Annotated in this window: 13 protein-coding genes; 11 read left to right on the forward strand and 2 right to left on the reverse strand. The window is 31.9% G+C overall.

The annotated features are described in order from the left end of the window. Positions 1-3: 3 nt before the first annotated feature. The 3 genes from EPA86_RS05125 to EPA86_RS05135 all read left to right on the forward strand — a co-directional run bounded on the left by EPA86_RS05125 (position 4) and on the right by EPA86_RS05135 (position 2,242). Positions 4-1,083 carry an acyltransferase family protein gene (locus EPA86_RS05125; protein ID WP_140602348.1) on the forward strand — a complete coding sequence of 360 codons (1,080 nt, stop codon included), beginning with the start codon at positions 4-6 and terminating at the stop codon, positions 1,081-1,083. Positions 1,084-1,173: 90 nt separating this feature from the next. Then, entirely contained in the window at positions 1,174-1,896 is a 723-nt protein-coding gene (locus tag EPA86_RS05130; protein ID WP_281284858.1) for a glycosyltransferase family 2 protein, read from the forward strand. Beyond that, a complete protein-coding gene (locus tag EPA86_RS05135; protein ID WP_140602349.1) occupies positions 1,889-2,242 on the forward strand; it encodes a DUF2304 domain-containing protein in 354 nt (117 codons plus the stop codon). The genes EPA86_RS05130 and EPA86_RS05135 overlap by 8 nt, the downstream gene beginning before the upstream one ends. Positions 2,243-2,288: 46 nt before the next feature. On the opposite strand, the gene EPA86_RS05140 is transcribed toward EPA86_RS05135, so the two are convergent. Together EPA86_RS05140 and EPA86_RS05145 are read right to left on the reverse strand one after the other, a co-directional pair. Then, positions 2,289-3,326 carry a sulfotransferase domain-containing protein gene (locus tag EPA86_RS05140; RefSeq protein ID WP_140602350.1) on the reverse strand — a complete coding sequence of 346 codons (1,038 nt, stop codon included), beginning with the start codon at positions 3,324-3,326 and terminating at the stop codon, positions 2,289-2,291. Between the two features lie 57 nt (positions 3,327-3,383). Next, entirely contained in the window at positions 3,384-4,694 is a 1,311-nt protein-coding gene (locus tag EPA86_RS05145) for a flippase (protein WP_140602351.1), read from the reverse strand. 361 nt (positions 4,695-5,055) lie between these two features. Here EPA86_RS05145 and EPA86_RS05150 point away from each other — a divergent pair, with 361 nt between their 5' ends. From EPA86_RS05150 to EPA86_RS05185, 8 genes are all read left to right on the forward strand, one after another. Next, entirely contained in the window at positions 5,056-6,060 is a 1,005-nt protein-coding gene (locus EPA86_RS05150; RefSeq protein ID WP_140602352.1) for a glycosyltransferase family 4 protein, read from the forward strand. An 11-nt stretch (positions 6,061-6,071) separates the two neighbouring features. Beyond that, positions 6,072-6,791, forward strand: a complete 720-nt coding sequence (locus EPA86_RS05155) for a WecB/TagA/CpsF family glycosyltransferase (protein WP_140602353.1) — start codon at positions 6,072-6,074, stop codon at positions 6,789-6,791. Positions 6,792-6,941: 150 nt separating this feature from the next. Then, complete coding sequence (locus tag EPA86_RS05160) at positions 6,942-7,883, forward strand: glycosyltransferase (protein ID WP_170309575.1); 942 nt, start codon at positions 6,942-6,944, stop codon at positions 7,881-7,883. A gap of 46 nt (positions 7,884-7,929) precedes the next feature. Then, complete coding sequence (locus tag EPA86_RS05165) at positions 7,930-8,820, forward strand: Wzz/FepE/Etk N-terminal domain-containing protein (RefSeq protein WP_140602355.1); 891 nt, start codon at positions 7,930-7,932, stop codon at positions 8,818-8,820. An 18-nt stretch (positions 8,821-8,838) separates the two neighbouring features. Then, positions 8,839-10,164, forward strand: a complete 1,326-nt coding sequence (locus EPA86_RS05170) for an O-antigen ligase family protein (protein WP_211664905.1) — start codon at positions 8,839-8,841, stop codon at positions 10,162-10,164. After that, entirely contained in the window at positions 10,164-11,396 is a 1,233-nt protein-coding gene (locus EPA86_RS05175; RefSeq protein WP_140602357.1) for an oligosaccharide flippase family protein, read from the forward strand. Before EPA86_RS05170 ends, EPA86_RS05175 begins: the two co-directional genes overlap by 1 nt. Continuing rightward, entirely contained in the window at positions 11,393-12,082 is a 690-nt protein-coding gene (locus EPA86_RS05180) for a LicD family protein (protein WP_140602358.1), read from the forward strand. Before EPA86_RS05175 ends, EPA86_RS05180 begins: the two co-directional genes overlap by 4 nt. A gap of 345 nt (positions 12,083-12,427) precedes the next feature. Next, on the forward strand, positions 12,428-14,845 hold the full coding sequence (locus EPA86_RS05185; protein WP_170309576.1) for a heparinase II/III domain-containing protein: 2,418 nt from the start codon (positions 12,428-12,430) through the stop codon (positions 14,843-14,845). The last annotated feature ends 71 nt before the right edge of the window (positions 14,846-14,916 follow it).

The following is a 14,916-nucleotide window of genomic DNA, read 5'->3' on the forward strand; positions in this document are numbered from 1 at the left end:
TAAATGAAAGTAAATAGGTTTGACTCACTTGATGCTTTGAGAGGTCTCGCAGCATTATTAGTTGTATGGCAACACTCATCTGAATCTTTTAATAATCTTGCTGGAAGTGGTTTTTATTTAGCTGACATAGCTTGGCAGATTGATTTCGGTCGTATCGGAGTTGTGTGTTTCTTTTTGATTAGTGGCTTTGTTATCCCTACTAGCTTCTATAGTACTAATACTGTGACTGTGTGGACATTTGCTCTACGACGATTCTTTAGGTTATATCCTATTTATTGGTCATCAATTCTGTTAGCAGTTGCATTAGGGACTCTCGCAAATAACTCTTATAGTCATTTCACTATATTGGCCAACTCTACTATGTTGCAAAGTTTCTTTAGAGAGTCGCATATTTTAGGATTATATTGGACACTTCAAATTGAACTTATATTTTATTGTTTTGCAGCACTCTTATTTAAGTTTAGCTTATTAAAAAATATAAAAGTACTTACTGCTCTCGTTTTAACAGGTACTATCATATTTATGTTTTTGCAATTAGCTACAACTGTACTTCACGAAGAAATATCAGTGAGTAAAGAGTTTCAGTTAATTCCTTATATGTTAAGTATAATGTTTTTAGGTGCTATTTATAGAGCTTTTTACGATCATAAATTACAAAAAATACAATGTAATCGCTATACTGTGCTAGCTACTTTGGTATGTTTTTCCTTGCCTGCATTAATATTGGTTCTAGAGGTTATTGGATTGAGTGTTAATGATCGAAGTATCCAGTTTGGATTATCCCACCTTTTAGCTCTTACGATTTTTTTATTAGGCTTATCTGTTATTGATAAAGTGCCTTCAATAATTGTCTATTTGGGGGCAATTAGTTATTCATTGTACCTATTTCACCCGATAATCATTAAAGGGGTCACTATCACCATAAACTCTTCATTTGGAGGAGTGCTAAAAGGGGAACATTTAGGGGGGTATATGATTGGAGTATTACTTGGAACTATACTTTTATCAGTTATTACTTATCACGGTATAGAAAAACCTTCAAATAAATTAGGTTATAAAATAACTAGTAGTAAAGTAAAGTAAATTCCAATATACAGTTCAAAAACTTATTTCTCGCAGAATAATTAAAAATCAGTATAATTATCACCGATAATTAAATTTGGCTAAATCAGTTTGAAAAACAATCATATTTGTATAGTAATACCAGCAATGAATGAAGAGAAGACAATTGCAGTTATTGTCCGCTCTGTTTTAATGCTAGGCTATGGAATTATTGTAATTGATGATGCAAGTGTGGATAGCACAGCTATTGTAGCTGAGGAAGCTGGGGCTACGGTGTTACGAAACATCCAAAATATAGGCGCTTGGAAGTCAACTCAAGCTGGCCTTAGATATGCTGAGCAGTTAGGGTTTGATGTCGTTGTTACTATGGATGCTGATGGTCAGCATAATGCTGAGAATATTAGCATATTGATTAATGAACATAAAAAAGGTGCGGATGTTGTTATAGGAAACTGCACTGAACGAGGAAGTGCTAGTCGACATCTAGCGTGGAGTTTTTTTAAATACATTAACCGTTTAAATGTAAGTGATATAACCTCAGGCTTTCGATTATATAGTGCAAAAGCTTTACCTTGTTTAATTTCACCACAAGCTACAATGTTTGAATATCAGTGCATAGGTGTGTTATTGATGATGCGCAATATGGAGTTAAAAATTGTTGAAACATCGGTGCCAATGAATAAACGAGAAACTGGTATTTCACGTATTTTTCATTCATGGTTCGCAGTAGCTTATTATTTAGCCTATAGTGGCTTGCTTTCCTTAGCTAAAGCATTCCCTACCAATAAAAGTAAATATATAAAAAGAATTACAAGGTTAAAAGACATTGAATAACCCTCAAATTGTATCCTCTATCATTGGTTTAGTTTTAGCTGTTGTTATTTACTGGTTAGTTCGTCGAGATCATTTAGCTCCAAAGCAAGCTTTACGTTGGGTGTTGGTCGCGACAGCTATACTTGTTTTAGGTACATTCCCCGTTATTATTGATTGGGTTGGTTATACCGTAGGGATAGCTTACCCTCCTATAATTCCTGTTATTGTTGGTTTAGGGGCGGCATTGATAAAAATAATGTTGATGGATATTCAGCAAAATAAGTCAAACATTACACAAGATCGTATTATTCAAAAACTTGCTATACTAGAAGCCGAACTTAAAGTATTGCAAAACATTAAAAAGTAAAGTTAGGCTTATATTTTATTAAGTAAGATATACAGTGCTTAATAAGCTAGTTGAACTCTACCAAAGGAGAGTAAATTTGATAAGAAAGTGCTACCTTACTTTTATCTATACCAATGTGAGAGCAAAAGTTTGTACCTGCCTTAGTATAAGCTGCCATTAATTCTGCATAGTCTTCATATTCATTAGTATTTATTGTGATTTTGCTTAAAGATTCTACTTGTCTTACTAAAGAGAAGTCTCCCACAGAGATGGATTTATTACCTGATATTGAATTATTTATCCTTTGAACTATTTCTTTGGAAAAAGGAATATTTAAAGTAGAAAATAAGTTTTTGAACTTTATTTCTGCCTCTTTACATATTTCCTCATATAACACTATAACGGCTGAATTATTTTCAGCGTTTTTTTCTTTAATACACCAAACTTTATATTTAACTAGGGCTTCAACCCATCCTTGAAGATAACCCATTTGATAATGGAAACTATGTGATGTGATGTTAGGGCTAAAGCTATTTATGATTGCCAAAGATTCTTTACTAAATTTTTTTGAGAAAATATCTTTAGGTTGCCAGTCCAATGCTTGATAGCTTTTTGCTACAGAAAAAGGGTGTCTCAATAAATATATTAAGTTTATTGATTTAGAAAGGTAGGAGTCAATAATAAGAGGATTAACTTCTTTTATCACAAGCGTCTTTGGGATTGCACTATTCTTCCATTGTTTAGGAAATGCAATAGTTGAGTTTGTAAAGTTTGGAGTGCCAGCAAAGGTTCTATCAATATATGTTTGATATTCAGACCAGTTATCACAACTTGAATGATCAAATACAGAAATGCGAGATGCTTTATTTTGTATGTAGCTTGTTGTGATAGGTTCTCTTAGGTAACGAACTTGTTCTCCACTTCCTATAATTGAGCCAACCCAACTGGAACCACAACGGGGCAATGATAAAATAACTACAGGTGAAGTTACTGACTTGAAGCTTTTATCAGTTAGTGATAACAAGAAAGGTGCTTTTAAATACAGCTTTAATTTAAACAGTTTTATTTTTAGTTTCGCAGGTAAGTAATTAATTATTTTCTTCATCTATATTTTTAACTGAAATTAAAGTGTGTTTTTAGCATTGTCATGGAAATATGGTCGTTATCTTTGAGCTACTCTGTGCCCATTTAGTAAGTGCTTTGGCCACATAAACATAGCACGTATCATGAATATCATAAATGCTCGAGTCGGTTTTGTTAGCGTTAGGCTGATAAAACTTGCGATTATATAAGAAATTAATGTGGCCCAAGCTGCTCCAACTCCACCGTAAATAGGAATTAACCATAAGTTAAGAAGGATGTTGCTAATTGCACCAGCAATATGGCTTATTAAGCTAAATTTATAATTTCCTTCTATGATTAACCACTTGCTCAAAATTGCTCTTTGAAAAATAAATATTGTCGCAAAAATATGTATACTCAAAATTGAAGCACTACTATGATAATTACTTCCATAGATTATATTAATCAATGGTTTAGAGAAATAGAACGTTAATATACTTATTATAAGGGCAGATATGAACATGAAGCTTAGCATTACCGTTAATAACTCATTAAATCGTTCCTGTGATTGTTGTTTTGTTTTTATCAGTTTAGGATTAAATGCATTGGCAATAAGAACAGGGAATACGTACCAAAATTCTGAAAGTTTAGCCGCAGCAGCATAATATGCTACCTGCTCAGTACCTTGAAATTTTGCAATCATCAATTGATCTATTTTGAGATATAAAACTGCTGCTATACCAGAAAACAATAACCACTTGCCTTTATCGAAAAGGATTAATGTACTTTTCCTAGATAATGATTTTTTAAGTTGTATGTTCATTGGGGATTTTTTTTTATAATACAGCACTAAAAAACCAGAACCAATGAACGCAAATTCTAAACCATGAATAACTATTAATGTGAATACCCCAGCTCCAAGAAAAATGGCTGTGATTTTAGCTACACCAGCTATTAAGCAAACGACTAGTTTAACTAGTAATGTTTGAGTTACTTTGTTTTTAGCTAAAAAATAGTGCTCGATTACATAAAATAGAGTAAAACTTTGTAAAGCCAATAGACTTACTACATAGATGATTTGTTCTTTACTAAAACCCAATAAATAAACGCTTATTGAGCCAATAATGATACAACCTAGTGCTCCAGTACTTCTAATAATTAAAGCGGTTAAAAAAAAGTGATGGCTATGCTTTGGGTATTTTACAAAATATTTGGTAGTAATACTTGCTAACCCCATTGCACAAAAGGGTATGAATAAAGCGCTAAATGAGGTTATGTAACTATATTGCCCGAAAAACTCTGGACCGGCTACTCGCGCCATTAGTATAGTGGTTAAAAAAGCTATAGCTAAAAGTACAATTTTACCAAGAATAAGCAAAATGCTGTTTTTTATGTTTATTGAAAGCAGCATGTTTTTATCATTATTTCCTCGTATTCTAAAAGATAGTTTTTAGCTGTTTAATATATCACGAACTTATCAAACCTTTAAAAATGTTTTTGTTGTTTTGAGTATGTTGTTTAGTCAAAAAATTAGATGAGCTTCATGGGATGATTTGTATACAGTTTTATAAGTAAATTTAAATGAACTTATATCTTTAAAAGTATTAGTATTCTTGAAGAGACTTGATAACATAATTTAATTCATTTCTTTCTAGTTTTATTTCATTACTGTAGAATGTCACCTCAATTTTTTAAGCAATGCGTCACATAGTCTATATGCTTGCGTGCTAATTTGGTTTTTTATTACTTTGGATATTCTACTTATAACCAACATGGGGCGATCAGATAAAGCCCCAGCCTCAGGGGAATTTGTCAGGCGTCAATTAGCTGCATTAAAATCGATTACTCAGGATGAAATTTTATTCTCATACTTTGAGATGCCATCGGAAGTGGCAAATGCCAACTCGAGTACAAAACGTTATTTAACTTTTGTTAGTGCCTTTTTTACAAAATATATTTTTTCAAGAAAGAAATTCTCAATACTGCATGTACATTTCTTCTTCCCTACAATTTTACTTGCAATTGCATATAAAATATTTCGAAATCCAAGAGTAAAAATCATTACTACCTTTCATGGCAATGATGTCTATGCATATAGACATGCACCCTGGTGGTATAGAATAAGCTTTTCATTTGTGCACCACTCAATTTTTGTGACTGAAAGATTAAAACAAAGCTTTTATAATCAAAATATCTCCTACTCGGTTTTGTGTGCTGGTATCTTACCTGTATTTAAAGCTGAAGCTAAAAAAGTTAAAGAATATGATTTAATATTTGTTGGTACATTAAATAAAAATAAAGGTGCATTGAGATTAATAGAACTTTTAGGGCAACTTCCTGATTCTGTTTCGTTAGCTGTGGTTGGGACAGGGGAGTTTCAGCGAGAACTTGAGGGTTTATCAAAAAATCATAATGTAGAATACTTTAAGTTTAGTTGTGCTGAAGAGCTAGTAAATTTATATCAAAAATCTAAGTGGCTGATAAATTTAAGTTACAATGAGTCTTTTGGTTTGGTCATAACTGAGGCTATGGCATGCGGTTTACCTGTTATTGCTACTAAAACTGATGGTTCATTGAGTCAAGTTATAGAAAATCATAATGGATATATTATTCAACAAAATGAAAAGATCTCGGGTAATATTTTTAAATTAATCTCTGAAACTTCACGATATAAATATAACCAACTTTCTGATAATGCAAAGTTAAGCACTAAGAAATATCAACTTTCTTTTGTTGTTAAAGAAATTAAAAAAATATATTTAGAGATTATTAATTAGTGAAAGAGAATATGATCAAACCTATTAATATAGCTAATATTCCGGTAAAACCTTACACATCATTTGAGCATGTCCTTGAATCTATATTTGATGAGAAGTACAAAGTTATTCCTGGTGTTGCTATCGCAATCAATCCTGAGAAAATATTAAAAAGTTTAGAGTCTGATGAAATAAAGCAGATATTACTCGATGCTACTATCCCTTATGCCGATGGAATTGGTGTTGTAAAAGTGATGGAAAAAAAATCGAAGCAAAAGCTTGCTCGAATTCCAGGATCAGAACTGTGGTTAGAGGTTTTAAAGAAAGCTTCGCTTAGTGGTGAGCCAATATTTTTACTAGGCAGCAAAAAAAATATAATAAACCAATGCGCTCAAAAACTAGTTGATGAACTAGATTCGAATATAGTTGGTATTTCAGATGGCTACTTTTCTGAACAAGAAAAATTGATTAAAGAGATTCATTTTAGTGGTGCAAGTATTGTTATTGTAGCGTTAGGCTCGCCAAAGCAAGAAGTTTTTATCAACCATTGTAAAAAAGTGCACCCTAACGCCTTTTATATGGGGGTTGGCGGTAGCTTTGATGTATATGTTGGTAATGTCAAACGTGCTCCTAGTTTTTGGATTAATCTAAATTTGGAGTGGTTATATAGGTTACTGAAAGAGCCTAAGCGATTTTTCAGGCAATTGAGGCTATTCAAGTTTATCTATATGTATATATTTAATAAAATATGAGTAATTGTTGTTTGAATATTCTCCGTGTATTAAATCAACCTAAATATTTCCTAAATTGTGTAGTAAATGTGAAAAACATAATAAAACAAAACTTAACCCCTAATCAATTTTGTGAAGTTTGAGATGTACGATAAAACTATTGGTATTTATATGCCTACACATAACCGTGTAGAATTGCTAAAAAAAGCAATTAATTCAGTTTTGGCGCAAAGTTATCAAAACTTCAAATTAGTCATTGTAAATGATGGGTCGAGTGATGGTACTCAAGCATATTTAGAATCATTAAAAGATCCCAGAATCAGTTTTATTGAGCATAAATCGCCAATGGGAGCTTGTCGCTCTAGAAATGATGCAATTGATTTTTTGGATACTGAGCTTGTGACAGGCTTAGATGACGACGATACTTTCTTACCTGAACGATTAACTGAATTATTGTCTGTATATGATGATAACTATTCTTTTGTTTGTAGTGGTTATTATTGGGATTATGGAACATATAAAAAGCCTCTGTTTAAGGGAAACCGAGAAATAACTCTTTCAGATGCCTTTGACTTAAACCAATGCTCGAATCAAATATTAGTAAATAGAAAAAGGGTCATTGATATTGGTGGCTTTGATGTTAGCTTACCAGCTTTGCAAGATTACGATTTATGGATCAGGCTTATTTCAAATTATGGAACTGCTTATAGGTTAGGTAAACCTTTGTATATAGTTAATAGTGATCAGAATATTGAGCATATATCTTCTGTTGATAATAAAATGAAAGCAATAGCTATATTTTCTAAGAAACATGAAAAACTGATGTTAAAAAGAAATAAAGAAAACTTTGAGTTTTATAAGAAGAAAATTAATGGTGATAAATTTAGCTTCCTTAATTTGCTTACATCTATAAAGTATGGCCTATTCAATTTGAAATTGAGGCTGTTCTTTTCTAGATACTTCAAAAGAATATCAACAATAAGATTAAAGTATTTGCAATCGGGCGGATTGTTGCACTTATTGAAAAGTGAAATAAAAGACTTACTCTCATCAAATTGTATTCATGTGACAATTGTTTTGATTCTTTTATTTCTTACTTTTTATTTTTATTGATGTGATTTTTTATCTCCTGGATTTTTGTTAATAATAAGGATTAATAATGTTACCTATAACCACTAGTCTAGTTTTTGGATGGTTACGTAAGGATTTTTGGAAAATAGTTTTTATCGCGATTTTTTTTGCAGTTATATCAGTTCTATATGCGTTAAGTCTACAGAATTTATATAGCTCGAATGCAAAAGTGACTTCCAACTTATCTTCAAGTAAACCAATGAGCGGAGCTTTAGCTAATTTGGGTGGATTAGCATCATTGGCCGGTGTTTCATTGGGAGGGGGAAGTTTATCCCCAGAAGTTTTAAAGGAAGTTATGACGTCAGCTTCTTTTTTGTCTTCCTTTATTAAAGAGTATAATATAGAAAAAGAAGTGATTGCTGCTACAAGTTATGACCCTAATTCAGATGCTTTTCAATATGATGAAAAGATATTTGATCAGTCGAACAATAAATGGGTTAGAAAGTTTAAATTCCCCCAAACTCTAGAGCCTAATGACAAAGAGCTATCTGATAAATTCAAAGAAAACTTTAATGTAAAATATGACCGTAAAACTAAGTTGATTACCTTAACATTTTCATCATATTCTCCTAGGTTTTCAAAGAAGGTAGTCGACGATATTGTGATTTTCTTTAACAATTATATGAGAAAAAAAGATGTAAAAGACTCAATGTTAAGTCTTTCTTATCTACAAGAGCAGCTTGCAAAAACAAGCTACTCTGAGGTTAAACTCGCATTGCAACAAATTATGGAAGAACAATATAAGAAACTAGCATTAGCGAATACAAGAGAAGAGTATGCATTAAGGTTTATTGAGTCACCTTTGATTGCTTCAAAAAAGAGTGCACCAAGCAGAGCTATAATTTGTGCAGTAATAACAATGTTGGGGACTTTTCTTGGGATGGTTGCTTTGATTACCTTGAGAATATTTAGGTCTTAAAACGTGACATTGCAGTCCATGAAACTCTCAAATTTCCTTACTTTTTATAGAGTCATTTTTATTGGAGTAGTAGTTCTATGTATATTGTTAATTGCGCCATTAACAAAACTATCTATTATTCCTAGCTTTTTTGATGAGTTGGTTTTATTTGGTATTTTATTGTATGCAATTTACAAGAGCTTCTCAGACGATGTTATAAAATATGTACTTCTAGTTTTTGGTACGTTGTTTATTATATATGTATTAATGAGTATGCTAAGTTCACCAAATGTAGGTATATTTAAAATATTATTACAAACCTTCATCCACCTAAAGTATATGCTTTTTTTTATATTTTTGTGGTCTTTTGTCGGTCCAGACACTTGCCTGAAATTGGCATATGCTACCCTAGCGGTAACTATAATGTTTTTGCTTTTAAACTTACTTAGTGGAAGCTTGTTTAATGAAATTTTTGAAACAAAAATAACTCTAAGATCCGAGTTAGTTAGGCCAATTGGAATACAAGCAGACACTGGAAATTTAGGCATAACATTTTCACTGCTAGGCTGTCTCTTTGTTTGTGGAAATAAGTTAACTAGCCGTTGGGCAAAAGTTGCAATATTAATTGCATTTACACTGCTTATCCTTATGTCTAGTACCAGAACTGGCTTGGTTCTTATACCGTTGGTAGTACTATGGTGGTTAAGAGATTCTATTAAATCGTTTTTCATTGCGATAGTACTTTTAATCAGTTCAGTATTTTTCATTAGTTCCAGTAACTATATGGATGAAATGATTAATATAACAATAGAAAATATAGAGTGGACAATTGATGATCCTGTAGCATCCTCGTATATCAGAGGAATTATGATTTACTTTGCATTTGATTTAGCAGCTGACAGGTTCCCTCTTGGTACCGGAGCAGCTACATATGGCACAGTAATGTCAGATGATAGTGCCGTTTACGCAGAAATTGGATTACAAAATAGTAGGTTCTTTATTGATAAAGATGGTATTTATGATAGCAATTTTGCAAGTATTTTAGGTGAGTTTGGCTATATAGGTTTGCTGTTATACTTTTGGGCTTTTTATAAAGTGATTAATGCACCTTTCAGAGGTGAAAGTTCAAATAACTCTGAATCAGAATTTCGTTTCGTGATTTACCTACTAATATCTGCATACTGTATAACTACTCCAATCTTTATGAATACTTATCCTGCTTTCTTGTTTACCCTGGTTATCGTTGCCTCTTATAAACTTCAGAGACGAAATACTATGAATAAAGCTATAGTTAAAACAGATGGTAATCCTGGAAGAACAACTGAAAATTTCAAGAATCTTAGATTGAATAAGCTGACAGAATAATGAAAAAGAACTTTATTTTTTCTGCAGCCTCCAATGCTTTAAAGTTATTTTCTGGTATTATATTATTTTTTATTTATGCGAGAGTATTCAATCCAAGTGAATTCGGTGAATTAACTTATGCAATTGTAATAGCAACAGTTATTGGTTTGTTTGTAGATTTTGGATACACGTTATATTTACCTAAAGAGGCAACAAAAAAGAATAACGATATTACAAAATTAGTATCTAATGCTTTGATAGTTAAAGTTATTCTATCCTTGTTGAGCTTTTCAGCTCTTTTTATAGGGCATGAATTAGAAATAATTGTAGGTGATTTAGCTTTATTATTACCTTTTTGTTTTTCTACTATTTTAGTGTCCTTTGGTAATACATTTTTATTACCTTATAGAAGCTTAAATCGTTTTCATATTGAAACTAAGTACTTAATGGTTCAGCATATATCGTTAAGTGTAATGGCTATTTTGGTTATGATTGTACAAGCTGAAGTTATGCTAATAGCTTATATATATATGCTTGCAAGGTTGCTCTTTTTTATTTGTGCTTTTTTAAACTTTCGAAAAGAATTTAATTTTCGCTGGAGTTATCAGCGAGGAATAACAAAAGAAATACAGCGCGTGGCACCGTATGCTGTTCATGCAGTTATTGCAACATTGATGATTCAAATAGATACTTTAATTTTAGCTAATTATGTTGAATCAGATCAAATAGGTGTTTATCAAGCAGGTATGCGATTAGTTATGGCGTCTTCATTAGCTATAAGCATTTTCTATGATGTATTGATACCTAAATTTTCTTCAACAATAAACGGTGAGCCAAATAAGTTTATTCAGTTAGTACAACGTTATAATCAAATAGTTATTTTTATAGGTGCTTTGTGCTCTGTTATTTTATATTTCTTCTCTGAGTTAATTATTTTGTTACTTTATGGAAATTCGATGATTGAACTTAATAGTTATATTGCCCTATTTTCAATTTTTATTTTTTTACGTTTTTTTGGGGTTACATATAATACTCTTCTAACTTGTTCAGGTAACCAGAAGAAAAGAGCGTTGTATTTGGCAATAACGTTACTTTTTATTGTTCTTCTTGAGAGCTGGCTTATACCGTTGTACAAGATCAATGGAGCTTTAATAAGCTTAATCCTTGGTCATTGTTTACTTTACACTTTAACAATGAACTTAACTAAGAAAGAATTCGGTACATTTTTTTTACTTAAAAGATCAAAAATATGACAGATAAAAGCCAGAGATGGTTGGACAGCTTAGAGCAAATAACAGCTATATTGCAGCAACATAATCTTAATAGTTTTCTCGATACAGGAACATTATTGGGCGCTGTTAGAGATGGACAATTTATTCCTTGGGATAATGATATTGATATTAGTTTGCTTGATAAAGACTACAACAAACAAACATTATTAAAAGTTGCTAAATCAATTTATCACGCAGGGTATAATGTTAATTATCATCAAGATGCAATTTATATTTACAAAGATCCCGATATTGCTATAGGTATAATGCTGTATCGTCATAGTAATCAATCCTATATTAACCAATTTGGTAAAATAGAACTCGCAAGTAGGTTTTTGTATTTGTTGAAAAAGATAAAGAGTAGGCAACTTATATATTGTCAGGGGCACACATTTACTTATAGCTTTAAAGCATCAATGCTTAAGTTAAGGGCACTAATTTCAATTATCCCTAATTGGCTTCTGGATAAAAGTGTTATTTCTGAACAAACAAAACAAATAAATATACCGGAACATTTCTTTAATAAACTTGAAGAGTTTTCCTTTTACGGTGTTAATTTTAATGTACCAGCTGAAACAAAAGAGTATTTAGAGTTTAGGTATGGAAGTAATTGGAAAACTCCAATTTCTGATTATGACTATATGACGGATGATCACTCATTAGTGTGAACGCTAAAAGTGTAGTGTTTACTTATCAAAATTGTTTTAAAGTTAATAATCAAAAAACTATTTATGCTTGATAATATCGTATAAATTTCTCTAAATAAGTAAATAAAGACAACACTTTTAGAGTTTAACTTGAAAGCTAAATGTTTATAAAATGAGCCTTAGCGATACTAACTGCTAAGGCTCATTTATTATTGTTTGTCATAGAAAATTTTAGCTTTAGTTTTTAAAATTGCTTTATCTAATTGTCTATTTTTACTTATAATCAACTAATTAATTCAATATGTTACCTTAGGATCGAGAAGTATGTATTTGCAATACAACAATGGATGTTCATTAAAAGTGTTTTTGAAACTATTCTTAATAAGTTTTTTATTAACGGGCTGTGACTGGAGGAATAGCTCTGAAAAGTCACCTGATTTAATTGCGAATACAGATATCATCGAAGAAACTTGGGTTAATAATTTAGAGATTGATGTACTTGGAAATGATGTATATACCGGTAGTGTTGAAATTGTCATACAAAATCAGACTGAATACGGTAGTTTAGAAGTTAAAGATAATAGAGTGATTTATAATGTAAATACCACAAACTTGAAAACTGATTCCTTCTCTTATTATTTGAAACAAGGCAGACAAACATCCGCAATTGCTAATGTAACTATCGAACTGAGTAATCAAGTTAGCAATATATTATTGCCTCAAGTAAACTTTTTGGAAGAGGGGAATACATATTCAGTTGAAGTTGAGTTATTTCAACCACTTTTTGAAGATCAAAATATAATCTTAGAGCGAATGATTAATGGTGAAGTAGATCATACATTCGGTACGAAGAAATTTTTTCTGCAAAAGGGTGAAGATAAACTGAGCATTTCTTACGAACATTACGTTGATGAGCTTCCAGGAGATTATCGCCAAGAACATACTTTAATAGCCTATCTCGAGGTTAATGAAAAGAACAAAATAGAAAAAAAGTATGATTCAATAGGTACTCCTAACCCGGATTCACTTCATCAATCAATAAAAACCATTTGGTATAACTCAAAAGACTATAAAAGTATCGTCGAAAGACGGGCATTTGGCTTAAGCTGGATGAATTACCCCGTATGGACTATTCCAGATGAACCAACCTGGACCGAAAACCCTTATAATAATAATAGTTGGTTATTGTATTATCACTCATTAACTTGGTTGTACGCATATGAGTACGCTTATGAGGTGTCTGGCAACGTTGAGTATATAGAAGTTATTGAAAAAACCTTATTAAATTACTTAGCGTCTTCACCGCAAAGTTCACCAAAAAACCCAATGAGTTGGAATGATCACACAGTAGCCTTGAGAACGGATAATTTAGTTTATCTTTACACAAAATTCTTCAAAAAAACTTGGGATGATGACACTAAAAGTTTATTTCTTTCTGGAGTTAAAGAGCATGCAGCAGAATTAAGAAAGTTATTGGATGATAAAAGGTATTTTGCCCATAACCATTCAATGTTTCATGCATTATCTCTGTATAATTATTCTTTTGCACTACCTGTAGAGAGTATGAACTTTGATTACAGGGAGAGAGCAAAGCAGCGCATGAAAGAGCTTCATGAAGAAATGGTTGATGGTGAGTCAGGTATTTCTGTTGAACAATCAAGTGCCTATCATGTAGGGGCTATTAAATTATTTGCTACGTCAAATGACTTAATGTCAAATTTATCAGGCGTTTATGATGAGGAATTAAAGGAAGGTATTAGTAAAATGGTCGATTTTGCTGCTCACCTTTTATATCCCAACGGTGGCGCACCAACGATGGGAGATTCAAATTACGGTGATATTACATATTTAACCCGTCTAAATGAAGCTATCGAAAATAAAGGTATAGAGTCTAGTTTTCTAGATTTCGTTAACTCTGGAGGAGTGGAAGGGGAGTCATTACAAACGATACTTGCCTCTACATCCTCAGGTTATGTTCTTTTAAGACCAGAAATTGATTATAATTGGCATGATCAAACGGTATTGTTTTTTGATGCAGGAAAAAAGAAACACTCCCATGGTCATTATGATGCATTAAACTTTACCCTTTTCAATGATGGAGAGTCACTACTTGTTGATTCAGGAGGACCTTTTATTTACACCTCAGCGTACAGAGCACACTTTCGTTCTAAATATGCTCATAATGCATTAATTATTGATGGGGTAGAAGAAGATATTAATGATTCTGTATTACATGATACAGAATGTTTGCCAAGCATTTGTTATACAGCGGGGCAAATAACCCAGAGGGGCACAACTCATAGTAGAGTAATAATCGCAACAAGAGATTCAAAGCCAATGACCTATATATTTGATCATGTCAGAAGCAGTGAATTACACAATTTTGAATTGCTATATCACTTCCCTGTAGATAGTGTTATTGCCAATCATTCATCATTTGATAGGGTAAGATTATCATCTGGAACATCTTTTGATGTGACTGTAATTTCAAGTAGTGATTTACACAAGAACTATTATCATGGTGATGGCTCGGTGGAACTTCAAAATAAAAGAGGTTGGGTATCACCAAAATACGCTTTAGAATTACCTGCTCCTGTACTTGAATACAGCAATTATAGTAAAAATTATTGGTCGTTAACGGAAATTAACCAGACAGGCACGGTTTCAAATTTTAATATTATTAAAAGCAGTGGCTCAGAAAGTTTTACAATTGTCGCTGCTGATTTTTCCATTAGTATTGATCTAACTAACGTAGATACCCCTATTATTCAACTTATTGATTAATATCAAGAAAAGCGTGCGTACTAAATAGATAAAGTATGCACGCTAATAGTCTTATGTATAAAGCTTGAGAA

The organism is Litorilituus lipolyticus, from assembly GCF_006439335.1.
GTDB lineage: Bacteria > Pseudomonadota > Gammaproteobacteria > Enterobacterales > Alteromonadaceae > Colwellia > Colwellia lipolytica.